This window comes from Leisingera sp. SA215 (genome assembly GCF_055902035.1).
In genome coordinates this window covers 1-22,396 of the sequence record NZ_JBVVXU010000038.1, presented here as the reverse complement: position 1 = coordinate 22,396, position 22,396 = coordinate 1, and the positions used below count along the sequence as shown (strand labels likewise).

Annotated in this window: 21 protein-coding genes and 4 pseudogenes; 15 read left to right on the top strand and 10 right to left on the bottom strand. The window is 58.3% G+C overall.

Annotated features, from left to right (window positions below):
* Positions 1–123: 123 nt before the first annotated feature.
* The 4 genes and pseudogenes from AC0KW6_RS21255 to AC0KW6_RS21240 all read right to left on the bottom strand — a co-directional run.
* A pseudogene (locus tag AC0KW6_RS21255) lies at positions 124–455 on the bottom strand (transposase); the annotation flags it as partial.
* Between the two features lie 65 nt (positions 456–520).
* A pseudogene (locus AC0KW6_RS21250) lies at positions 521–1,009 on the bottom strand (ATP-binding cassette domain-containing protein); the annotation flags it as partial.
* Complete coding sequence (locus AC0KW6_RS21245; protein ID WP_474036017.1) at positions 1,006–1,194, bottom strand: hypothetical protein; 189 nt, start codon at positions 1,192–1,194, stop codon at positions 1,006–1,008. The gene AC0KW6_RS21245 and the pseudogene AC0KW6_RS21250, both read right to left, overlap by 4 nt.
* Complete coding sequence (locus AC0KW6_RS21240; RefSeq protein ID WP_474036016.1) at positions 1,178–1,909, bottom strand: HlyD family secretion protein; 732 nt, start codon at positions 1,907–1,909, stop codon at positions 1,178–1,180. The genes AC0KW6_RS21245 and AC0KW6_RS21240 overlap by 17 nt, the downstream gene beginning before the upstream one ends.
* A gap of 196 nt (positions 1,910–2,105) precedes the next feature.
* Here AC0KW6_RS21240 and AC0KW6_RS21235 point away from each other — a divergent pair, with 196 nt between their 5' ends.
* From AC0KW6_RS21235 to AC0KW6_RS21225, 3 genes and pseudogenes are all read left to right on the top strand, one after another.
* Positions 2,106–2,522 (top strand): c-type cytochrome, encoded by a 417-nt coding sequence (locus tag AC0KW6_RS21235; RefSeq protein WP_474036015.1) that lies wholly within the window; start codon positions 2,106–2,108, stop codon positions 2,520–2,522.
* Positions 2,523–2,704: 182 nt separating this feature from the next.
* Positions 2,705–3,815: pseudogene (locus AC0KW6_RS21230) on the top strand (IS110 family RNA-guided transposase).
* A 452-nt stretch (positions 3,816–4,267) separates the two neighbouring features.
* Positions 4,268–4,540, top strand: a complete 273-nt coding sequence (locus AC0KW6_RS21225; protein WP_474036014.1) for a universal stress protein — start codon at positions 4,268–4,270, stop codon at positions 4,538–4,540.
* A gap of 158 nt (positions 4,541–4,698) precedes the next feature.
* On the opposite strand, the gene ftsH is transcribed toward AC0KW6_RS21225, so the two are convergent.
* The 4 genes from ftsH to AC0KW6_RS21205 form a co-directional block, all read right to left on the bottom strand.
* Entirely contained in the window at positions 4,699–6,603 is a 1,905-nt protein-coding gene (gene ftsH / locus AC0KW6_RS21220; protein WP_474036013.1) for an ATP-dependent zinc metalloprotease FtsH, read from the bottom strand.
* Between the two features lie 74 nt (positions 6,604–6,677).
* Entirely contained in the window at positions 6,678–7,598 is a 921-nt protein-coding gene (locus AC0KW6_RS21215; RefSeq protein ID WP_474036012.1) for a ribose-phosphate diphosphokinase, read from the bottom strand.
* Positions 7,595–9,103, bottom strand: coding sequence for a thymidine phosphorylase family protein (locus AC0KW6_RS21210; RefSeq protein ID WP_474036011.1), 1,509 nt, complete (start codon positions 9,101–9,103; stop codon positions 7,595–7,597). Before AC0KW6_RS21210 ends, AC0KW6_RS21215 begins: the two co-directional genes overlap by 4 nt.
* The gene (locus AC0KW6_RS21205; RefSeq protein ID WP_474036010.1) at positions 9,100–10,485 is read right to left on the bottom strand and encodes an MBL fold metallo-hydrolase RNA specificity domain-containing protein; all 1,386 of its coding nucleotides are present in this window, start codon (positions 10,483–10,485) and stop codon (positions 9,100–9,102) included. The genes AC0KW6_RS21210 and AC0KW6_RS21205 overlap by 4 nt, the downstream gene beginning before the upstream one ends.
* 310 nt (positions 10,486–10,795) lie before the next feature.
* Between AC0KW6_RS21205 and AC0KW6_RS21200 the strand changes: the two genes are divergently transcribed.
* From AC0KW6_RS21200 to AC0KW6_RS21170, 7 genes are all read left to right on the top strand, one after another.
* The gene (locus AC0KW6_RS21200; protein ID WP_474036009.1) at positions 10,796–11,041 is read left to right on the top strand and encodes a hypothetical protein; all 246 of its coding nucleotides are present in this window, start codon (positions 10,796–10,798) and stop codon (positions 11,039–11,041) included.
* Between the two features lie 94 nt (positions 11,042–11,135).
* Positions 11,136–11,654, top strand: a complete 519-nt coding sequence (locus tag AC0KW6_RS21195; RefSeq protein ID WP_474036007.1) for a permease — start codon at positions 11,136–11,138, stop codon at positions 11,652–11,654.
* Between the two features lie 86 nt (positions 11,655–11,740).
* The gene (locus tag AC0KW6_RS21190) at positions 11,741–11,980 is read left to right on the top strand and encodes a permease (RefSeq protein ID WP_474036005.1); all 240 of its coding nucleotides are present in this window, start codon (positions 11,741–11,743) and stop codon (positions 11,978–11,980) included.
* Between the two features lie 17 nt (positions 11,981–11,997).
* A complete protein-coding gene (locus AC0KW6_RS21185) occupies positions 11,998–12,150 on the top strand; it encodes a hypothetical protein (RefSeq protein WP_474036004.1) in 153 nt (50 codons plus the stop codon).
* Positions 12,151–12,161: 11 nt separating this feature from the next.
* Complete coding sequence (locus tag AC0KW6_RS21180; protein ID WP_474036003.1) at positions 12,162–12,404, top strand: thioredoxin family protein; 243 nt, start codon at positions 12,162–12,164, stop codon at positions 12,402–12,404.
* 684 nt (positions 12,405–13,088) lie between these two features.
* Positions 13,089–13,328 carry a hypothetical protein gene (locus tag AC0KW6_RS21175; RefSeq protein WP_474036002.1) on the top strand — a complete coding sequence of 80 codons (240 nt, stop codon included), beginning with the start codon at positions 13,089–13,091 and terminating at the stop codon, positions 13,326–13,328.
* Positions 13,256–14,122, top strand: a complete 867-nt coding sequence (locus tag AC0KW6_RS21170) for an IS3 family transposase (RefSeq protein ID WP_474036019.1) — start codon at positions 13,256–13,258, stop codon at positions 14,120–14,122. Before AC0KW6_RS21175 ends, AC0KW6_RS21170 begins: the two co-directional genes overlap by 73 nt.
* Before the next feature lie 77 nt (positions 14,123–14,199).
* On the opposite strand, the gene AC0KW6_RS21165 is transcribed toward AC0KW6_RS21170, so the two are convergent.
* Both AC0KW6_RS21165 and AC0KW6_RS21160 read right to left on the bottom strand, forming a co-directional pair.
* Positions 14,200–15,621 carry an aldehyde dehydrogenase family protein gene (locus AC0KW6_RS21165; protein WP_474036018.1) on the bottom strand — a complete coding sequence of 474 codons (1,422 nt, stop codon included), beginning with the start codon at positions 15,619–15,621 and terminating at the stop codon, positions 14,200–14,202.
* 254 nt (positions 15,622–15,875) lie between these two features.
* Positions 15,876–16,703 carry a GntR family transcriptional regulator gene (locus tag AC0KW6_RS21160; protein WP_474036001.1) on the bottom strand — a complete coding sequence of 276 codons (828 nt, stop codon included), beginning with the start codon at positions 16,701–16,703 and terminating at the stop codon, positions 15,876–15,878.
* A 204-nt stretch (positions 16,704–16,907) separates the two neighbouring features.
* Here AC0KW6_RS21160 and ehuB point away from each other — a divergent pair, with 204 nt between their 5' ends.
* From ehuB to AC0KW6_RS21135, 5 genes and pseudogenes are all read left to right on the top strand, one after another.
* Positions 16,908–17,783, top strand: coding sequence for an ectoine/hydroxyectoine ABC transporter substrate-binding protein EhuB (gene ehuB, locus AC0KW6_RS21155; protein ID WP_474036000.1), 876 nt, complete (start codon positions 16,908–16,910; stop codon positions 17,781–17,783).
* A 94-nt stretch (positions 17,784–17,877) separates the two neighbouring features.
* On the top strand, positions 17,878–19,422 hold the full coding sequence (betC, locus tag AC0KW6_RS21150; RefSeq protein WP_474035999.1) for a choline-sulfatase: 1,545 nt from the start codon (positions 17,878–17,880) through the stop codon (positions 19,420–19,422).
* Between the two features lie 105 nt (positions 19,423–19,527).
* Positions 19,528–20,415 (top strand): formylglycine-generating enzyme family protein, encoded by an 888-nt coding sequence (locus tag AC0KW6_RS21145; protein ID WP_474035998.1) that lies wholly within the window; start codon positions 19,528–19,530, stop codon positions 20,413–20,415.
* Positions 20,416–21,006: 591 nt separating this feature from the next.
* Positions 21,007–21,732, top strand: coding sequence for a DUF2270 domain-containing protein (locus AC0KW6_RS21140; RefSeq protein ID WP_474035997.1), 726 nt, complete (start codon positions 21,007–21,009; stop codon positions 21,730–21,732).
* Between the two features lie 211 nt (positions 21,733–21,943).
* Positions 21,944–22,273: pseudogene (locus AC0KW6_RS21135) on the top strand (transposase); the annotation flags it as partial.
* Positions 22,274–22,396: the final 123 nt, after the last annotated feature.

Below are 22,396 nucleotides of genomic sequence, written 5' to 3'. Positions count from 1 at the left end.
ATCAACGCGGATAGCGGCAGGTGGCGAAGCTGGTTCAGCTGTCATGGCAAATCCCTCCAGAGTGGTTAGTAGCAAACCGACTCTGATCTCCCACAGGCCGCTGTCCACCACTCATCATGGGATCTTTTTCGCGGCCATGCTGATCGCTGTGCGGTGTGCCTTCAGATAGGTCGCATCGATCATTACCGTCTTTTTCTCGCCGTGTTCGGCGGCCAGCCCGGCCATCATCCGCGCGAAGATACCTTTCTCGCTCCAACGCTTCAACCGGCTGTAGAGCGTTTTGTGCGGCCCGTAGGCGTCGGGGGCATCTCGCCAGCGCAACCCATTGCGATTGATGAAGATAATCCCGCTCAGCACCCGTTTGTCATCGGCCCGAGGCTTGTGCCATGCGGCTTCGGGAAAAAGGGGGTGAGCTTGGCCATCTGCTCGTCGGTCAGCCAGAAAAGATCGCTCATGTCACAGCTCCATTTTCCGAGCCGTGAATCATGCAGTGCGGCGGAAATCAATGCATCCTGACCCTAGGGTCATGGATCAGGGCGCAGCAAAGCCCCAGCTTCTGCTTCATGCCGCCGGAAAGTCTGCCCATCAGCCGGTCTGCGAAGGGCGTAAGCCCTGTTGCGGACAGCAGCGCCGCAACTCGGGTTTCGCGTTCCTCCTGCCCTTGCCCGAAGAGACGCGAGAAGAACTCGAGGTTTTCGCGCACCGACAGTTCCGAATAGAGATTACGACCCAGTCCCTGGGGCATGAAAGCAATCTCGGGGCAAATGCGGTGCCGGTGCGTGGGGTCGCTGATTGGCCTTCCGAGGACATCTATCGAACCGGCCTGCAGTTTCTTGGCGCCGGTGATCAGGCCAAGGAGTGTCGACTTTCCAACGCAATCCGGCCCAATGAAACCGACAAGCCGGCCGGCAGGCAAGTCCAGCGAAAGCGCATCCAATGCGACATGCTTGCGATAGCGATGCGTGACGTCCGCGACGCGGAATTCTAAGAGGGCAGCCCCGGCAGTCATTCGAACAGCTCAGCTGGAATGCGCCGCCCCAGCGCTTCGGACCGCGCACTGTCTAGGTCAAGCCTGATCACGGCAATGCCGCGGAGGCCGGTCTTCACATGTTCGATCCGCTCGGCCACCAGATGTTCCGGAATACGGACGCGGATGCGGAAGACCAGCTCCTCCCGCTCACTCAGCGTTTCCACCTGCTTGGGTGTGACTGGGCTTCCGGCGAAACGAATGTGACCGTTGCGGGGATGGCATAGCCCGGCAGGGCATCAAGCACGATGCGGACTTCGGCGCCGATGGGCAGGAGTCCGGCTTAGCGGGCCGGTACAGCACGCGCCCGGACATCGGAGCGGTGAGGGTGCTGTCCTCGATCTGCGTGGCAATCCGGCGGACTTCTGCCTCAGCCGCCGCGATCCGGGCGTCAGCAGTTGCAACCCGCGCCTGCGTCGCACCCAGCACCGCCTCAGCGACCTGATGCGCGGTATCGCGTTCCTCAAAAACAGTTTCGGAGATGTTGTGGCCAGTCAGCAGAGCGGTTGCGCGGTCCAGGTCATGCTCTGCCCGGCGGTGTTCGCTCTGGCGCTGGACGACCAGCGCCTCTGCTTCGGCCTTGGTCTGGCGCGCTAATGCGGCTTCGGCCTTGGCACGGTCATGCGCCGCCGACAGCTCATCAGTGTCCATTTCCACCAGAACATCACCCGCCGCGACCAGGCTGCCCTCTGCTGCCAGTACCCGTGCGACCCGGCCGGCCTTGGCGGGTGCGATTTCAACCTGTTCGGTTTCGATCTGGCCATTACCCTGAACGAAACCGGCCGGCAGTTCCGATCCGTTTCCGGACACGAACAGGTAGACTGCGGCGGCTGCAAGCAAAACGGCTGCGGTGGCGAGTATTGCGCCTATGGAATTTTTCATGGCCAAGCGCCCGGACTTTTTCAACATCCATGAAGCCTATTCTGATCCAAGGCAGCCTGCCTTGCTTTGAATCAATCCTGCAGCTTCGAAATGCAGCTATTATCGGGCCACTTGCAGCGAACGCTTGTGCCGATGCCGGACCAAAGCAGCACCGGCGTTGGCCCTGTCTTGCAATTGTAATCAAAGGAGAACACCCATGCTGATGCGGCTGGCAATAATATTGGCGATCGCAGCTGGTCCTGTTCGGGCGCAGGATACAGGCGTTGAGGAGGGGCGGGACCTTTACTTGTACTTTTGTGCGGAGTGCCACGGAAAGGATGGGGCGAGCCAAGGACCGATGGCCGAGATGATGGCCCTTACGCCGCCGGATCTGACGCATCTCGCGGAGCGTAACAACGGCACGTTCCCTGCCGGAACAGTTGCCAGGCAAATTGACGGCCGCCAGCCGATTACCGCCCATGGTGATATGCCGGTTTTCGGTCCCACTTTGGATGAGGACCAGTATGTTGCCCTCGCCTTGCCAAACAGCCAGCCGATGATGGTTCCCCAATCTCTTGGCAGTTTGATCGCCTACCTGAAATCGTTGCAAAGCCGCGATGCTGAGGCGGAATGAACGCCCCGTCATGGCTGCAACTGGTCCGCCCGATTCCATATCCGCAGGGCAAGACATCCATACCGGCTGTGCAGCGGCCCTATCGTTCATAGGAGGTGAATATGTTTCAAAAAGATCCTATGAGGGCGGCTGTGGCTCTTGGATAGGCTGACCGCGTTAACTTGATGCGGAGAGCACATACCATGGATCAGAACCAGGACACTGAGAAAGCGATTTACGTGGCAATCGAACTGAGCAGGCGCAGCTGGGTCATCGGGATAGCGCACCCAGACAGGGACAAGCCGTCGATCCACCGCCTTGCAGGTGGCGACACTACGGGACTGATTGCACGACTCGTGCGAACCCGTGGCCCGGAACGCATGGTTGTTTGTTTTGAGGCAGGCCATGACGGGTTCTGGCTTGCCCGGTTCCTGCAGTCCGAGGGTTTTGATGTTCGGGTGCTTGACCCGGTAAGCTTGCAGGTCAACAGACGCGCTCGGCGGGTCAAGACGGACCGAATTGACGCGTTGGCAATGCTCAGGGCACTCGCGGCACTGGATCGCGGCGAGCGCCATGTCTGCGCCCAGGTGCGGATTCTCACATTGAAGAGGAGGACGCGCGCCGTTCCCACCGCGAACGAGACAGACTCATTCATGAGCGGACAGTCCACGTCAATCGAATCAAGGGGTTGTTGTTTGCGCAGGGTATTCGCGAGGTAGAACCGCGCCTACGCCGGACACGTGTTGATTTCCTCAACTCCGAACTGCAGAAGGACATCACATCCCTCCGCGCCGTCTCGCTGAATTGCAACAAGAATATGCCCGACTGGTCATGGTCGAATACCAGCTGCGGTTGGTCGAGAAAGAACGGGACGCAGCCGATGCGCAACATCCGGCAGTCGGACAGAAACGTCAGGATCTTGAACAGCTGCATGAAATTGGCGGGGCGGCCTCCGCCATTCTCGCCCGTGAAGTCTTCGCGCGCACTTTCGCATCCCGTCGACATTTGGCGTCTTATCTTGGGCTGACGCCAAGCGCATATGACAGTGGGTCGGTGACCAAATGCCAAGGCATCTCCGAGGCGGGGAACGTGTGGGCGCGGCGCATTCTGATCGAGATTGCCTGGCTCTGGCTCAAATATCAGCCGGACAGCACCCTGGCGCGTTGGTACGTCTCACGCACCCAAGGCCAAGGTGGACGCATGCGCCGGATCATGCTGATCGCGCTGGCGCGCAAGCTCGCCATCGTGTTGTGGCGTTACGTGGAAACAGGTGTCCTGCCCGAGGGCGCGCGATTGTCACCGAAAGGGAGTTGAGAAACACCAGAGCTTCAGACCTCCGGCCAGGGGTCTGAGGGCGGGATTACGGGCGTCGTGTCAACGATTGGCGCTCATTGAGGTCGCCGGCAAAAAGTGTGAACCCGTCCCCGATCCGTTCGCGTGAATGCAAGATTGTGGTCAGCCGTCACGGAGCTACCGGATATAAGTTGATGCGGACAGTCCCGCATGATCGTCACGCAATGATCGATCCGTCCACTTGGTAAACACGTCAGCGCCCGCGGTAAGCGGGCGACGAAAACCTGCGGCTCTCTTGACAAAACTGTCCTCATATAAATCGTTGTTGGGCTTGTTGGCTCCGAACCCTCGGAAAACACACTGCGCTTGGCGTGTGATCTCGCTCAGAAATACGGTTCGGAAGTGCACCTTGTGCATACACCGCAACCTCAGACCGTTGCATTCGCGTCGGGGGCTATCATGCAGCCACGACGATGCCATCGGCGGAGGAAGTGCAGACTGCCGGGCAAAAAATCCTCGATGCGGGGCGCGCTGTTGCGGAATCCTGCAATCAAGCCATTGCCGAAACGCATCTTGAAGCCGGTGATCCGGCTGACAATATCATCAGTTGCGCAAAAGCCTGCGGAGCCGATCTGATCGTGACAGGCCGCCGCGGCCTGGGTTCTTCACTTGGGGCTCTTGTAGAAGGCAGCACCACCCAGCGAGTGAACCACATGGCAGAGTGCGCTTGCCTTTCTGCAGTCTAATTTCGGTTGAGGGTACCCGCCGTAAAACGGCTGGAATCAAGGAGAGCAATTGAACGCATTCGTGAATGCAATCGGCATGCCACGGCAACTGATTTCGGTCTTTGCGTTAAGTCAGACCCGGTTCCGGGAGATGTGCACCCTTCTAATTCAGTTCCCGGTTAACGGCTGCCGGCCTCTGGCGTGTTGTCACAGGCTGGCGGGCCAATCGGCCGGACCTTGCTGCCCGAGGACAGGCAGGTCTCGATTTCCTCAAAGCTTAGCGTCTCCTTGGCTTCCAGTTCATGTATCAGAAGACTGATGCCGTCTTGATGAGCTTGAAGAAGCTCTGTGGCCGCCGCCTCGGCTGATTTCAGCAGTTTCATCACAGCCTGATCCACCTGCGCAGCTGTCTCGTCGGCGTGCTCCCGCGGCTGGGCGATGGCTTGCCCGAGGAAGGGGTGGTCCTCGGTCTGCCGCAGGTCGATCGGGCCAAGCTCTTCTGTCATGCCCCAGCGTGCGACCATGGACCGGGCAAGCGCGGTTGCGCGCTTAATGTCGTCATCCGCGCCGGAGCTGACGGTGCCGGTCAACAGCTTTTCAGCCGCGCGGCCGGCCAGCAGGATCACCAGCTGCGCGCGCAGGTAGTCTTCCGGCAAGGTGTGGTGCTCTTCGCGGCTCAGCATGTGGGTGCCGCCCAGGCTGCGGCCGCGCGGAATGATGGTCACCTTGTACAGCGGATCAGCTTCGGGGGTGAAAAAGGCCGCAGCAGTGTGGCCGGCTTCATGCACAGCCAGACGGTGGCGCTCTCCCGGCTGCAGGGCCAGGGTCCGGACTGTCCCCATCATCACCTTGTCGCGGGCTTCCTGGAGATCGGCGCGGGTGATGCTTGCGCCATGCCGCCGCGCTGCATTGATTGCGGCCTCGTTCAGCAGGTTTTTCAAATCAGCGCCGGAAAATCCGGGGGTTCCCTCGGCGATGGTGACGAGATCCTCAGAGGTGCCGAGCGGAAGATTGCGGGCGTGGATGTCAAGAATGGCGCGGCGGGCAGGCAGGTCCGGCAAGTTCAGGGTGACGTGGCGATCGAAACGGCCGGGGCGCAGCAGCGCGGGGTCCAGCACATCCGGCCGATTGGTTGCGGCCAGCACCACCACCGCCTCTTTGCCCTCAAACCCGTCAAGCTCGGCGAGGATCTGGTTCAGGGTCTGCTCGCGCTCATCGTGACCGCCACCCAGTCCGGTGCCGCGGGTACGGCCGATGCTGTCCAGCTCATCGATGAAAATCACCGCAGGAGCGGCCTTGCGCGCAGCTTCGAACATCTTGCGCACCCGGCCGGCGCCAACACCTACAAAGACCTCGATGAACTCCGACCCGGAAGTTGAGAAGAACGGCACATCGGCCTCGCCGGCAAGCGCTTTGGCCAGCAGGGTCTTGCCGGTGCCGGGCGGGCCCATCAGCAACACCCCATGTGGCACTTCGGCGCCGACCTTGCTGAACCGGTCGGGTTCGCGCAGGAATTCAACCAGTTCAGCCACTTCGCGTTTGGCCTGGTCCTGGCCTGCAACATCGTCGAAGGTCGTGTGCGAGCGGGTTTCGCTTGGTTTCGCAAACCGGCCGCTGAATATCCCGCCCGGTCCCCCTGCGCCCATTCCGCCACCGATCTGGCCGAACATCCGCCGCTGAAACCAGAGATAAACCCCGAGGATCAAAACCCAGGGCAGAATATAGGACCAGACCGAAAAACTCTGCGGCGGTTTCGCGGTTACTTCGATCTTTCGGGATTCAAGCAGCGGCAGCAGACCGGGATCGCCCTGGGGCGGGATAACGGCGCGCAGTGGATCGGTTCCATTCGGCAAATTTCCAACGACGGTGATGGCGTTCTCTTCCAATAAAACGTGAGTGACGCCACCGCTCTGGATCATCTCCTTTACTTCGCTGTAAGGAATGGATTGGATACTGTCACCCGAAGATTCCCGCAGCCAAAACATCAGGGTGCCAAACAAGGCGACCCAGATCAGCGCCTGCGCCAGAGGGGATTGCCACTTCGGTCCGGCTCGGTCCGGTTTGTTCTTGCGGTTATTTTCCATTACACCACCACATGCTGCCAACATCCCAAACTCCAGCGTCAGACGCATTGCGCTAGGTCAACTCCGGCGCGGTTCTAGGTTTTCCCTTTTCCCAGGTTTGTCCCGCCGGTCTCAGGCAGGCTGCATATGGCTTCGGCCAGCAACGGTGCGATGCTGATTCCGTTGCTTTCATGGGGGATGCTGTCGGTTGTGACGATCCGACGGGCGCCTGCTGCAAGAATTCCGGCATGCGCCCCGGTGGCAAAGACTGCATGTATCACCACGCAGACCGGCGGGCTGCCCCGCGCAGGCCCCAGGCGTTGGATGGTCTTGACCAATGTGCGGCCAGAGGAGGCGATGTCATCCAGAATGACCGCAGTACCTGCCCTCAATGCCGCCCCGGATGGGGCGCTGACCTCCACCTCCCGGTCGCCGCTTCGGTGTTTGCGGAGCACTTCCCAGGGGCAGCCTGCCAGTGCTGCAACCTGGGCCACCCATTGTTGGCTTTCTTCGTCCGGGCCAATCAGGAAAGGGTCGCGGATGTTCAGGGCGATCCATTCGGCAAGCGCCGGGGCGGTAACCACCCGCCGCGCGGGAATGGGAAACAGTGCCGCCAGATCCGGGATCCGGTGCAGGTGCGGGTCAGCTGTGACCAGCCAGTCAAAACTTTCTGCAAGGCAGGCTGCAAACAGCGGCGCGCTGACGGCCTGCCCGGCAGCAAAACGCTTGTCCTGGCGCATATAGCCAAGGTAGGGCGCAATCAGCCCGATGCTGTCTGCTCCCATTTCCCGTGCAGTGGCAGCCGCAAAGCGCAGCGGCAGCATGTGCCGGTCGGGGTCCTGCAGAGTACACAGGATAGCCAGATCGCAACCCGCAACGTCCCCGTTCAGAGTAATCAGGCTTTCACCATCGGGGAAATGCCGCCAGCCGATCGGAACGATGCGGGTGCCCAGAATTGGCGCAAGACGGCCCGCCATAGGCAGCATGGCGGGAAACGGGGCAAGAACAGGCTTCATGACAGCTCCGCGATGCTGAACGGGCCAGGCTGGCGCGCGGCATAATCCTGGGCATAGGCCAGTTCTCCCGGGGTTTCAGAGTGGATTTCAAACAGAGGATCGCCGCGCTGTATTCTGTCACCTGGGAGGGCCAGCAGCAGAACCCCGGCGCGGGCACGCTGCGGTGCACCTGCAAGCTTGGCGATCCGGGAGATCAGGCGGTTGTCGATCGCGGTGACCATTCCGCTGTCCTGGGCTGCCACCTGGACCCGGTGTGCGGCGGTTTCCGGTTCAGTGAACCCGCCCTGTGCTTCGCAAATCGCCATAAAGCGCTGTTCGGCGGCGCCATAATCCAGCAATTGTGCGGCGGTCTCGGAACCAGTTCCGGCGGCGCCTCCCAGCTCGAGCAGGAGCCCGGCGAGGGTCAGCGCCCGTTCCCGCAGATCCGCCGGTGCATCCGGGTCACGGCGCAGAACCTTCAGCACATCGGCCGCTTCCAGTGCGGGACCAATCCCCTGTCCCACCGGCTGGCTGCCGTCGCTGATATGGATCTTCAGCTCTAGACCGATTGCTGCGGCGACGGCGTTCAAGCGTGCCGACAGGGCGGAAGCGGCAGCAGGTGAACGGACCTTGGCAGTCGCCCCTACAGGAATATCGATAATCACCCGGTCCGTGCCGGCGGCGGCTTTTTTAGACAATACGCTCGCCGCAAGCTGTCCGTCGCTGTCAAAGTCCAACGGCCGTTCGATGCGGATCATGACGTCATCGGCCGGGCTGAGGTGCAGACCGCCGCCCCAGACAACGCAACCGCCCTGAGCCTCGACCACCCGGCGCATTGCCGTCAGATCCAGACCCACCGGTGCCATGACCTCCATGACATCTGCGGTTCCGGCAGGGGATGTGATGGCCCGGCTGGAGGTTTTCGGGATGATATGCCCGGCTGCTGCAACAATCGCCACCACAATCGGCGTGGTCCGGTTGCCGGGCAGTCCGCCGACGCAATGCTTGTCCAGAACCATATCCTTGCCCCAGTTCAGGCTTTTGCCTGCGGCCTGCATGGCTCGTGTCAGGGCAATGGTTTCCTCAAAGTCCAGCCGGTCGCCGGCACAGGCGGTCACAAAGGCGGCAAGATCCAGATCCGACAGCCTGCGGGCCAGCGCATCTCCGATGATAGTGCTGAACTGCGCCTGCACAAGGCGTTCGCCGTAAACCTTGGCACGAATGAAAGACGCGGCTGCGGGCGGTTCCGGGTGCGACAGCCGTCCCCACGCGCCGGGCCCCGGCTGCAGGGCCAGCCATGCCGCGTCCGACAGCGCAGCGGCATCGGGCGGCAGCCAGCCCCCGCCGGTCACCACATTCAGCGTGGCGATAACCCACTTGCGGCCACAGTCGATACGCACCCGTGTGAGCGCCCGGAACCCCTCGGCCTGACAGACGTGGCAATCGGCATGCATATAGACAACCGGGTGGCTGTAGGTGTCTATCCCTGCCGGCATCAGCCGCAGTCTGTGGCTATTGCTCTTCATCGCGGGTGGTCCAGGCGGATGGTCTCCAGATGTTCCGGAACCCGCGCCTTCCAGCCCAGTTCATGTGCAACCCGGAACCGCAGAGTATCTGTTGCCTCCGGTTCGCCGTGGGTCAGATAGGTCATGCGCGGCGCAGCAGGCGCGGCCCCAAGCCAGCGCAGGACCTCATCCGCATCGGCATGGCCCGACAATGATCCCAGCGGGATCACCTCGGCGCTGATTTGGACATCCCGGCCGAAAATACGCAAGCGGCGCGCGCCCGCTTCCAGAGCTGCACCCCGGGTGCCCGCAGCCTGAAACCCTGACAGCAGAATTGCATTGCGGCGGTCGCCGCCATAGCTGGCAACATGGTGCAGAATCCGGCCGCCGGTCAGCATGCCGCTGGCGGAAATGATGATTTTCGGGAAAGGATTGGTGCCTAGCCGTTTGGACTCCTCAACGCTGCGCACCCGTCTGGCGACCTCGAACATTGCCCTGCAATCTTCGGCAGTTGCCTGATGTTCGTCATGATGCCGGTGATAGATTTCAGTTGCATTTGTGGCCATCGGGCTGTCGAGAAAAACCGGGATATCCGGAATATCGCCCCGGTTGCGCAGGCGGGCAATATGATACATCAGCCCCTGGCTGCGGCCCACGGCGAAGGCCGGGATCAGGATTGTGCCGCCGCGCGCAGCCACACGGCGGATGATCGTCGTCAACGCGCCTTCCGGATCCACCGTTTCGTGCCTGCGGTTTCCATAGGTGGATTCACAAACCAGGATATCCGCCCCTTCGAAAGGCGCGGGCGGGCGCATCAAGGGGTCGGAGCCGCGACCCAGGTCGCCGGTGAAATGCAGGCATGTCCCCGCAATGCGCAGCCGGATTTGTGCGGCACCCAGCAAATGCCCGGCAGGGATGAATTCGGATGAGATCCCGTCGCCAAGGTCGGCAGGCTGCGAAAAAGGAACATTGTCAAAGCGCCTAAGCGTAGCCTTGGCGTCCTTCAGCGTGTACAGCGGGCGCGGCCGGGCGTGGTCCGAGTATTTTTTGCGGCGGGCGTACTTGGCCTCTTCCTCCTGAAGATGGCCGCTGTCGGGCAGAAGCAGCGAGCACAGCTCGGTTGTTGAAGGGGTGCACAGCACCCGGCCGCCAAATCCACTCCGGATCAGCGCGGAGATGTAGCCGGAATGGTCCAGATGCGCATGGGTCAACAGTACCGTGTCGATATTGCGGGGGCGCACCGGAAAGGGCCTGCGGTTGCGCAGCCGCAGCTGCTTGTATCCCTGAAACAATCCGCAATCGACTAGAATCCGCCGCGGCCCGGCTGTCACCAGATACCGCGAGCCTGTTACAGTGTCCGCAGCCCCAAGAAACCGCAGGCAGGCTTGACCGGATTTTGCCATGGGAAAGTCCTTTTCCATGTCCGTGAAGCACACCGGATACCAATTAGCTGGCGGCGCCATCATAACAAGGTCTGCCGCACTGGCCTTTAGACTAACCGCGAACGCGGCCTTCAAGTTTACCAGCCTGCCTGCAAGGTTTTTCCGCAGAGCCGGAAAGCTCCGGTCGGGACATCGGTCTTTGGAAAACCGGCGGGCCGCAGTATAACCGAGCAGTAAACTCATTAAAGAAGTGGCTCAAAACTGTTCAGATAACCCGCGCCGCCTTTGGACGCATGCTTTTCAGGCGGCAGAAAGAGAAGAGGCCAATTCCATGAAAGAACACAAGCATTGCTATGGCACGATGTTTCACGACAGCCTGCATTTCGCTGTGAACGACAACATGCAGGGAAAGGTCTTTACATTTGAGGTGGACAGCTCCGGGCTAGCCCGATCACAAAGAAGCATTCACGCAAACATAGCTGAATGGGATGACTGCACAGCCTGTCCGGAATTTGACCAGTGTTACAAGCTTTGCATGGCCAAACTGGCGCTGGAATCTGCAATTTCGAACAAATGATCCTGTTAGGCGTGAAACTGGCTGCTGCAGGTGAACTGCAGAGTTTTTGCCATCCGCAGAGAGAGTTCATTTGGGCTCAGGAGGAAGCTGCCAATTGAAAGAGTTGTTTACATGGCTGAATGATCAGCTGCTGCGCATGGAGTGGCTGTCGGACCTCGTTACGCGGCTGCTGCAGGAAGGTCTGGGTCTGGATATGACAACCCGGACCGCCGCCAGTGTTCATTTCTTTATTTACGACGTTATCAAGATCTTCATCCTGCTGGCGGTGCTAATTTTCTCTATTTCCTACGTCCAAAGCTACTTTCCGCCGGAACGAACCCGCCGCATTCTGGGTCAAAGACAGGGGCTGGGCGCAAACACTCTCGCGGCGCTTTTGGGAACGCTTACCCCTTTCTGTTCCTGCTCGTCCATCCCTTTGTTCATAGGTTTCACCAGTGCAGGACTGCCGCTGGCTGAGACGTTTTCGTTCCTGATCTCATCCCCGCTGGTTGATCCGGCGTCGGTGATCCTGCTGGCCAGTATCTTTAACTGGTCGATCGCACTGAGCTACGTTGCCGTGGGGCTGATCCTGGCAGTTCTGGGGGGGCACACTGATTGGACGCCTGGGGCTTGAAATTCAGGTAGAGGCGTTCGTTTTCGAAAGCCCGGTCAGCGATCATGACAATGACGGCAAAATCAACCGCCGGGAACGCCTGATCTATGCGCGTGAAACAGGTTCTTGAAATCGTACACCGGATCTGGCTTTTCGTGCTGATTGGTGTTGGCGTTGGTGCGGCCATCCACAACTGGATCCCCGAGACATTGATTGCCGCAGTCTTGGGCCAGGAGACAATTGGTGGTCCGTTTTTTGCCGCCACCCTGGCGGGCATTCCGATGTATGCTGACATTTTTGGCACGCTGCCGATCGCGGAAGCGCTGGTTGCAAAGGTGTCGGCGTAGGCACCGCTCCGGCCTTCATGATGTCGGTGACAGCGTTGTCACTGCCGTCGATGATCATGCTCAAACGCGTTGTGAAGCTGCCTTTGCTGGTCATATTCGTTGGGATCTTTACGGCTGGTATTGTCGTGATCGGTTACTTTTTCAACATTACCGCCTACTTGCTTGTTTGAAGCGGAGAGAGATGATGATTATCAAAATTCTGGAGTCCGGTTGCAAGAAATGTGTGGCCTTGGGGGACAATGCGAAAGCGGCCGCACAAAAGGCCGGGATTGATGCGGAAATCGAGAAGGTCACCGACATTGTCGCCATTGCGGGTTATGTTATCATGTCTGCGCCTGGCCTTGTGATTGACGAAAAGGTCGTCTCCTCCGGGCGCGTCTTGAACCCAGCCGAGATCGAACAGATCATGCGGAATGTGCGATAGTTCAGACAATAGACCCCATTCAGATCTGGTCTATCAGTACGCAATATCATCTGCTGTTGAAAGCCTGTATAGCGGCCGTAGCGCAGTCTGAAGCCATGCGTTGCTCCACGAAGTTTCTGCAGATGACGTGCCCCCACTGGTCCCTCGCTCATGACAAGAGTTTGCGGGTCTGATTTTGGTAGTCGTCGGTTTCGCGCTTGCCTGGGTGTTCTGTTCCCCAGCGAGGAGTGCAGCCTGATGTTGTTGTATAACTGAACGTCAGAACACCCACGTTACCGACCGGCGCGAGGTTCTTTATCCGTGGCATCCCTGGTTCGACAGATCGGTCTATGTGCATTCTGTGGTCGACAAGCCCGGCGATGCAGTGTTTCGCTGCAATCTCACCGGCCGCCGGTCTGACCGGCTTCTGGAAGTTTGCATATGGATGTTTGGCCGGGCAGCATGTGCTTCCTGCTGCCGTTCTGGTTCTGCGCATATGGGCCTTGGGACTCTAAGAGCCCTCGCGGGGCTGGTTTTCGATGCCGCTTGTATTCCGCTCAATAAATCCGGCTCTCCATCACACGATGACGCGGCATCGGACTCTGAACACGAGATTCGGAGGTTGGCCCATGCCGCGCAAGATGACGACGACGCAACTCGAGCTGTTACCGGACATCCAGTCAGAAGCATGATATCTGCCGCACGTTGATCCCGATCTGGATCGACAAATATGAGCGCGGCGAGTTCGATGATGACGCCATCGAAGAGGAGTTGCTCCCCGAATATGAAACACGAATTGCGGCCCTCGAACGGCTTGTCGGTCGCCAGGCCCTCGAAATCGAGTTTTTGAAAACGGCTCGGACGCACGCACGATCGCAGAGAAACGCGCCTACATCCGTGATCACCGGCCCGATGGCCTCTCGATCAGACAAGGGTGCGAGCTGATGGATCTGCCGCGTTCCAGTTTTTACGCCGCTCCCGATCCGGTCGCGGAAGATCCGATCATCGGCGTCATCAGGTCGATCACGGAAACCTGCCGCAACTATGGATATCGTCGTGTAACTGCCGAACTGCGCCACCGCGGGCATGTCGTGAACTCAAAGAAGGTGCGCCGGATCATGCGGGAGAACGGATTGAACCCCAAGCGAAAACGCCGGTATGTTGCCACGACCAACAGCAGCCATGATAGTCCGATTTACCCCAATGTTGCGAATGGTTTTGAGGTGCATGGCCCGGATCAACTCTGGGTCGGGGACATCACCTACGTCGCGATCAGCACCGGCTTCGTCTATCTGGCCGTCATTCTGGACGCCTGGTCTCGCAAGGTCGTGGGCTATGGGCTGGGTCGCAACATCGATACGCGCCTCACTGCAGCGGCGTTGAATGCCGCAATCTCATCCCGGCGCCCGCTGCCCGGTTGTGTTTTCCATACCAACAGGGGCGCCCAATATGCTGCTTCCCGGCATCGCCGCATCCTTAAGCGACACGGCTTCTTCGGGTCCATGAGCCGACGGGCAAATCCATATGACAATGCACAAGCCGAAAGCTTCATGAAAACGCTGAAAGTAGAGGCGGTCTACGTGACCGAATACGAAACCTTCGATGACGTCGCCGCCGATTTGCCAAACTTCATCGACAACGTCTACAACGCCACCAGATTGCATTCAGCGCTCGGATATCTGAGCCCCAACCAGTTCGAAGAAAGAAACGCCGCGACCCGGTCAAAAAACGCTGCCTGATCGGTCCAGCCCGAGGGGCGCACTCCAAAAAAGAGGGCGCCCCTCCGGGCGCCCTTTTCAGTTGGGGAGTTTCCGGTCTAATGGGCAGACGCCGTAAGCCGGGGGAAGAGATACTCCCGCACTGCGGCCTCGCCGCCGACGCAGCCAAGGCCGCTCCGCTTGATGCCGCCAAAGGGTACGTCGATGTACGCAGTGGTGAGCTGGTTCACGGCAACGCTGCCGACCTGCAGGCGCGCGGCCACGGCTTCGGCCTCGACTTGATCGGGGCCGTAAACATAGCCCGATAGCGCCAGATCGCTGTTGTTGGCTTCGGTGATCACGTCTTCCAGATCGTCATATGGAGTGATACAGGCGATCGGGCCAAAGATCTCCTCGCGCAGGCCCAGAGCGTCCCAAGGCACGTTGGTAAAGACCTTGGGCGGCACCCAGTTGCCCGCCTTTTGCGGAGCAGCGTCGTTTACGATGGAAGTTGCACCTTTGGCCAATGCATCCTCTGTAATCCGCTGCATTGCTGCCACTCGCTCGGACGTGGCCAGAGGTCCAATAGTCGTGGCTTCTTCAGCACCGTCTCCCAGCACCAAATTGCGCACATAGTCGCCCGCTGCTTCAGCGAACGCATCATGCTGGGCACGGTTCACAAAGATCCGGTTGGGCGCGGTACAGACCTGGCCTGCATTCCAGAACCGTTTGGAAATCAGCGCCTTGGCCGCTGCCTCCACTTCCACACCGGGCAACACAATGGCTGGCGCGTTGCCACCCAGCTCCAGTGTGCAGCGCATGATCTCTTCGCCGCATTGCGCCGCCAGCTGACGGCCCACGCGGACCGAGCCGGTATAAGACAGATGGCGGGTAGCTGGGTGTTTTATAAGTGTCTTCGACAGCATTGCAGACGAACCCATCAACAGGTTCACCGCTCCTGCTGGCAGGCCTGCCTCATGCATGATAGCGATCAACCGAGCGACTGAGGCCGGGGTGGAGTTATTGGCGATCACCACCGCGGTACAGCCCGCTGCCAGTGCTGGAGCCAAATGCACCGCGGCGGTCTCCACCGGGAAATTCCAGGTAGTGATGATGATCACCGGCCCGACCGGGATCATGTCGATAGTGCGGTTAGCGCCCTTGTCGGGGCGCTGGTAGCGGAACGTCATGGTTTCCGCAACTGAGGCGAAATGCTCAAACATCTCAACCACACCGTCCATTTCCCTACGCGCTTCTGCCAGTGGCTTGCCCTGTTCGGCAGTAATCAGCTTGGAAACCTCCTCATGGGCACTTTGCACCCGTTGGGCGATAGCGCCCAGCGTCAACGCCCGCTGACTAGACGTGCGCGTTGACCAGGAGTCAAAGGCCGCGGCAGCAATCTGTGCGGCCTTGTCTGCGTCCTCACATGTCGCACAAACGTATGTTCCAATGGCTTCGCCGGATGCTGGTGACGAGTTTTCGCGGATTTCCCGTTTTGCCGAATGGAGCCAGACCCCTCCAATAAAAGGCACACAGTTCATTGACATATATTTCTCCTCAGGGCCATTCTTAGGGGATGATGCTAGATAATATATTATTTACCTCCCTGCAACAGTGAATGTTGGTAAAGGTTCAAAAGGGCTCTTGAGCGCGGTGTGACCAAGCCAAAGGCGAATGCCACCAGTGGGTATTGCCAAGCTTCACAAGCTGACGCCAACAACTTGGCAATACCCCGGTCGGATATGCTCCTGCCCGCCGGAAGATGGAAGGTTGCTTTGATCGCACTGAAGGGAGGCTATGCTAGAATTGGCTTCAGCTGAGTCTCAATACGCTTTGTTGCAGACGTGATGTGGAGCAACAGCAAATCAGACGCACGCCCCGTATCACCGCCCTCCATCGCGTTAAGAATTTCAAGATGGGCTTCCACAGCTAGGTTCTGGTTTGCCTTGTCCAACTGAAAAACGAACATCTGGTTAAACCGGTTCATCGTTTCATACTGTTCCGCCAGGAGGTTTAGCACCCTTGGCCGCCCGCACGGGGCCAGCAATGCAAGATGAAACTGGCGGTTGAATTCCACCTTATCGGCAAAATCCTTTGCCTCTTGGTCCTGCCGGATGATGTCCCGGCAGCGGTTCAGGCTCTGTTCAGTGTGGTTCAGGCAAGCAAGCTTTAGTAGAAAGGGTTCCAATGCCATGCGGATGGTTGCGGTGTCAGCCAGTTCTGACAGATCCAGCGGTGCAACAACCGGGCTGCGCCTGGGGCGCAATTCCATCAGGCCCTCGGAGGCCAGCATGCGGATGGCTTCACGCACTGGCGCAGTGCTCAGCTCCAGATCTCTCATGACTGTGCTGATTTTCACCGGCTCCCCCGCGGGTAGCGCACCAGTCATGATTTGCTGCTTTAGGTGCTTGTAGGCCAGGAATGTAACATCGCCCTGGCCGGTAATTGATTCTGCCTTCAGCACAGAACTTCCTTTCATGTTCCTTACAGCAGCTATCGTGTTTGCGGCACAAGCCATGATCACAGCTACAGTTAATCCTGCATCGCAGCCATTCCTTCGTTCTTCACGGTTTTCGGCCACAGGCAACTGCTTCAAGCACCTGAGCAAAACAGCGGTTGCCATAGAGTAGCAGTGAATTTTCCATTGACACAATAGACGATCATCGACTATCGATAATATAGTATTTTGCGATTGAGCGGCTGCAATGGGCAGCGCCCGGAACCCGCAGCATTCACCTTCGGCCAGTTGCGCAGCGGGAACCGCTCAGCGCGGCCTCACGCTAGCGGCTGTTCCCGCTGCGCGAAATATAAAACAGGGAGATAGAACATGCCTATCAACACACTGCGCAGAAAACTGATTACCTGTGCCGCAAGTTTTGCAACCGCTGCTTCGTTCGCTTCGTTCGCTTCGTTCGCTTCGGTGCTCAATGCCGGAGAGCTGTCGGACCGGGTTCAAGCTGAAGGCCTGCGCGTGGCGTTCTTCAATTTCAAGCCATATGCCTATGTGGATGAAAACGGTGACCTTACCGGCACGGATGTGGACACGCTGAAATCCGTTGCTGGAAAGATGGGCATTGAAGTGGCCTCAGCTTCAGCGATTGACTGGGGAGCCCTCATTCCAGGCGTCAAGGCTGATCGCTTTGATCTTGTGGCCGCGGGTATGTTCGTAACACCAAAGCGCTGCGCTGCAGTGCAGTTTTCCGAACCTACTTTTGGCATCAAACAGTCGCTGATTGTTCCTGCGGGCAATCCTCACGAGGTTGTTAACTACGATACTGTCGCAGAAAAAGGCCTGAAAATTGCGGCTATCTCCGGGTCCGCGCAAGTTGACTATGCCACGAAAAGCGGGGTGAAGGACGCAAACATCGTAAAGGTTCCTGATACAGCTACTGCTGTCGCCTCGCTGCGGGCCGGACGTGCGCAAGTATTTGCACTTTCTGTTCCCGGATCCAGAGAAGTGGTTAAGGCGGCTCGGGAAAGTGCCCTGGAGATGGTACCGACATTTTCAGATGTTGCAGGGGAACTTGCTATGCCGCATGGAGCCTTCGCGTTCCGCCAATCGGATGCGGATTTCGTCGCCGAGTTTAATAAGGTGCTGACCGGGTTCATTGGCACGGATGAGCATCTTGCAATCCTGGCCAAGCACGGGATGACCACGGATGAATTGCCCCGCATGACCACCGCAGAGCTTTGCGGCAACTAACCAAAGAGTTGCAGATGCGCGTTCAGCGCACCTGCGCTTGCTGGCAATGCTCTCCGGCCCTCAGAGCCACAAAATTTCATTCCGGAAAATGACTATGACATCCAAGAAGAACATTCTGATGCTGATGATCGATCAGCAAGCTGCTTCGGCTTTAAAAGCTTACGGCGGCAGAACAGCTATCACGCCTAATATTGACCGGCTGGCCAATTCGGGCGTTGTGTTTGAAAACGCGTACACGAACTTTCCGGTATGCGCCCCCTCCAGATTCTCGATGATGTGCGGCCGCCTCGCGAGCCGGGTCGAAGGCTATGACAACGCCGCCGAATTCAAGGCGTCGCTGCCTACTATGGCGCATTATCTGCGCTACAGTGGCTATCAAACCTGCCTTAGCGGCAAGATGCATTTCATCGGCCCCGACCAGCTGCATGGCTTTGAAGAGCGGCTAACGCCTGAGCTTTATTCCGCCGATTTCCTGACGATGCCTCTTTGGGACGGTGAAGATGACGATTTTGCCACTGACGCACAGGAAGCATTGGAGAAGGCAGGGCCGGTACCGCGGACAGTCCAGATGGACTATGATGTGGAAGCCGCCAATTGTGCGGTTCAGAAAATCTACGATTATGCCCGGTCCGAAGACGAGCGTCCCTTCTTCCTGGTTGCTTCGTTTACCCACCCGCACGAGCCTTTCCTGTGCACGCAGCGTCACTGGGATATGTATGAAGATATCGATATCGAGCTGCCTGCAGTTGGAAAGTTTGAATGGGATGAGCTCGATGAACACAGCAAGCGGAACTACAAGCATTACAATCTGAGAGATTCTGACCAAGATCCGCAACTCGTCCGGAATGCCCGCAGGGCCTACTACGGCTCAATGACCTTTGTGGATGAGCTCATTGGTCAGGTTCTGGAAACACTCGATAGCGTCGGCATGACGGATGATACCGTCATTCTTTTAACCTCTGACCACGGCGAAATGTTGGGGGAAAGAGGGATGTGGTTTAAGAAAGCATTTTTTGAGAATTCAGTGAACATCCCGCTGATCATGAGCGGCCCCGGCATTGCGCAAAAGCGCATTCAAGACAATGTCTCGCTGGTCGATATTATGCCGACGTGCCTTGAAATCGCTGATCCGGAAAAGACCGTAACACCCCTAGATCCGCTAGATGGATACAGCCTGATGCCGTTGGTGAGGGGCGACAGCACTGAGCGTAGGAACAACACCATCTATAGCGAGATGACCTGCGAAGGCGTGCCTGAGCCGGTCATGATGGTCAAGCATGACTCCTACAAATACATCTACTCCTCGCAGCTGGAGCCGCTAATGTATGATCTGGCAACTGACCCGAACGAGCTTGATAACCTGGCGGGACGCCCCGGATACGAGGATACCGAAGCCGAAATCCGAGAACTGGCCGACGCAGCCTGGGGCGATCTAGACGTGCTGCGGGCCAAGATCGTCAAAAGTCAGGAGACCCGCCGCTTCCTGCGGAATGCGCTGGAGCAAGGCAAGTATTTCACTTGGGACGATAACCCCCATACGGTCACCGGGGACCGCTACCTGCGGCACGGCGATTCCTATAACGCCTGGAACTATGGCGGCGTCGATAAATTGCGGGCCCGTCTGGCTGAGCAAACTTAGCGGGCGGGCAGCACAGCGGGTTGTCCCTGCCGTCTCTGAAAGTTGGAACTTTTGAGCCCGCACACAATTCCGCTGCAGTTGCGCCCCTAGAGGAAAGACGCACCGATGTTTCAAAGAGATTCCAGGTTTGTTCTGGTTCCGGGAGGCCGGTACTGGATCGGCTCCAACCATGACTACCCTGAGGAAAAGCCAGAGGTCACTGTTGATCTACCGGACTTCCTTATCGCAAGACTTGCTACGACAAATCAGGAGTTTGCGGAGTTTGTTGAGGCGACCGGATATCTAACCACGGCAGAAAAAACGTTGTCTGCGGAAGATTATCCGGGGACGGCTCCAGGGCTTCTCGTGCCGGGATCAATGGTATTCACCAAACCCAATGGTCCGGTTCCCCTGCATGATGCAAGCAGGTGGTGGAGTTTTGTCCCGGGCGCCTGCTGGAAGCATCCCGAAGGCCCGGCCAGTAATCTGAAAGGACGTGAAGACCACCCTGTGGTTCAAGTATCTCAGGCCGACGCATTGGCCTATTGCCTTTGGAAGCACTGCGAATTGCCCGCCGAGGCAGAATGGGAAGTCGCGGCGCGGGGTGGAAGCAACACGCCGTTCCCATGGGGAGAGGACCTGGTATCCGACGGAGAGCACCGGGCAAATACATGGCAAGGAGAATTTCCCTGGCGCAATTCCGAAGAGGACGGCTTTGAGGGAACTGCCCCGGTTAGCGCGTTCGGCCCCAGCGGCTATGGCACCTGCAATATGCTAGGCAACGTTTGGGAGTGGACTAAGGATATTTACAAAGGCCGCCATGACCGTCCTGCCTGCTGTGCCGCAAATAGACGGCAGAATGCAGGGCATAAGCCTGTTACGATCAAAGGCGGATCCTACCTCTGCAGCCCTGACTACTGCAAAAGATACCGGCCCTCCGCACGGGCCCCCCAGGATGCATGCTCTGCAACCAATCACCTTGGCTTCCGGTGCAAAGGAGTCCTGGTCAGCTAAAAGATGTCTATTCGTTCTCGAGTTATGGATGTCTGGTTTGGATGCACATCGTACCAGCTCATGCATTGTGCAGAATTCGGAAAAATCAGCTTCTGTACCATAGTTGGTATGTTATCGAGGCATGACCAGTCTAGGAAAGCGAACGGCCGAAGCCGTTCGCCGAGCAGGCTCACAATCGCAACACCCCTTATTCTCGGCAGATGCGGTTCAACATGATCTGCGAGGCAAATGGGATCGAGCAAAGGCTGACCAAGCCAAACCGCCTCGGACCAATGGTCAGGTCAAGCGAATGAACCGCATGATCAAGGAGACGACAATGAAGCGAATCCATTGTAAGCGACGACTTCACGGGGAAAACGAAAGCCCTTCAGGCGTGGCATCGAGGTGGGTATCGTCATGGCGCCCCCTTATCCGAGAAGCGGAGTCCGATCAACTTGGCAGGGCCGAGGGAGCACATCGGTGCTGGAGCGGATGAAACCGGTGATCAAGGTCGCCGCGGAGTAATGTCATTTGGCTCAACTTCGTAGGCTGCCGCTTTCAGACCCTTTCGCGAGATCGTCCACCCGGCACCAAGCAGGAGCGTTCATTTCCATGAACATGGCGAAACAGAGTAAACTTTGGAACGCAGCCCAGACAAGCGCACTGGAATCGGCCAACGCTGCAGAAATTGAGTTCACGCCTGCTGAAATTGGCGCGTTGGCGCATCTTTACAGGGGGGAGGTGTATCGGAGCACAATCTGGCGCACACGCCTTGATACCACTACCAACTGGGCAGTCGTGCTGACCGGTGTTGCCCTGTCCATTGCCTTTGGTAGCCCCAATGCAACTGCCTTGCCGCTGCTCATTGTCGGTCTGCTTGTCAGCGTCTTCCTGGTCCAGGAAGCACGGCGCTACCGCTATTTCAACGTGTGGCGGGCTCGGGCCCGGCTGATGGAAACTGATTTTTATGCGCCGATGTTGCGCGGTTCCGGCTTGGGAAAGGGTGGAGGCTGGAGCACGCTGCTTGCCGACGACTACGATCATCCGAAGTTCCACATCAGCCTTTCGCGCGCAATTGGACGGCGTCTTCGCAAGAGCTATGCTTGGGTTTTCGGGATCCAGCTTCTGGCCTATTGCGGCAAGTTGACGATCCACCCCACCCCTGTGACTGGTCTGGATCAGTTCTTCGCGCGTGCCGCTTTGGGTCCGATATCCGGCGCGGTTATGCTGTCTGTCTGGCTAGCTTTCTACGGGTTCTGGCTTTGCTTTGCTTTGTGGGCTTACCAGCTAGAACTCCGCAATAGGCAGGATAAGCGCACGCTCATCACCATCGCCTGAGGTATAGTCAAGTCTGGTGGATTTCGCCGCCAGAGGACTATCGCCCCTTCACATAAACCAGTGGTCGGCTATTGTTCCATCGGTATTGCCATTTGTGGACAGCCCCGTTTTTGCAAGAGTTTTCTGCACGATTGAGATCTTTTAGCTAGGGTCAGGACCCATTGATTTCCGTATGGCGGCGTGATTCATCGGTCGAAAATGGAGCTGTGACATGAGCGATCTTTTCTGGCTGACCGACGAGCAGATGGCCAAGCTCACCCCCTTTTTCCCGAAGCCGCATGGCAAGCCTCGGGCCGATGACAAACGGGTGCTGAGCGGGATTATCTTCATCAATCGCAATGGGTTGCGCTGGCGAGATGCCCCCGACGCCTACGGGCCGCACAAAACGCTCTACAGCCGGTGGAAGCGTTGGAGCGAAAAAGGTATCTTCGCGCGGATGATGGCCGGGCTGGCCGCCGAACACGGCGAGAAAAAGACGGAAATGATCGATGCGACCTATCTGAAGGCACACCGCACAGCGACCAGCATGGCCGCGAAAAAGATCCCATGATGAGTGGTGGACAGCGGCCTGTGGGAGATCAGAGTCGGTTTGCTACTAACCACTCTGGAGGGATTTGCCATGACAGCTGAACCAGCTTCGCCACCTGCCGCTATCCGCGTTGAT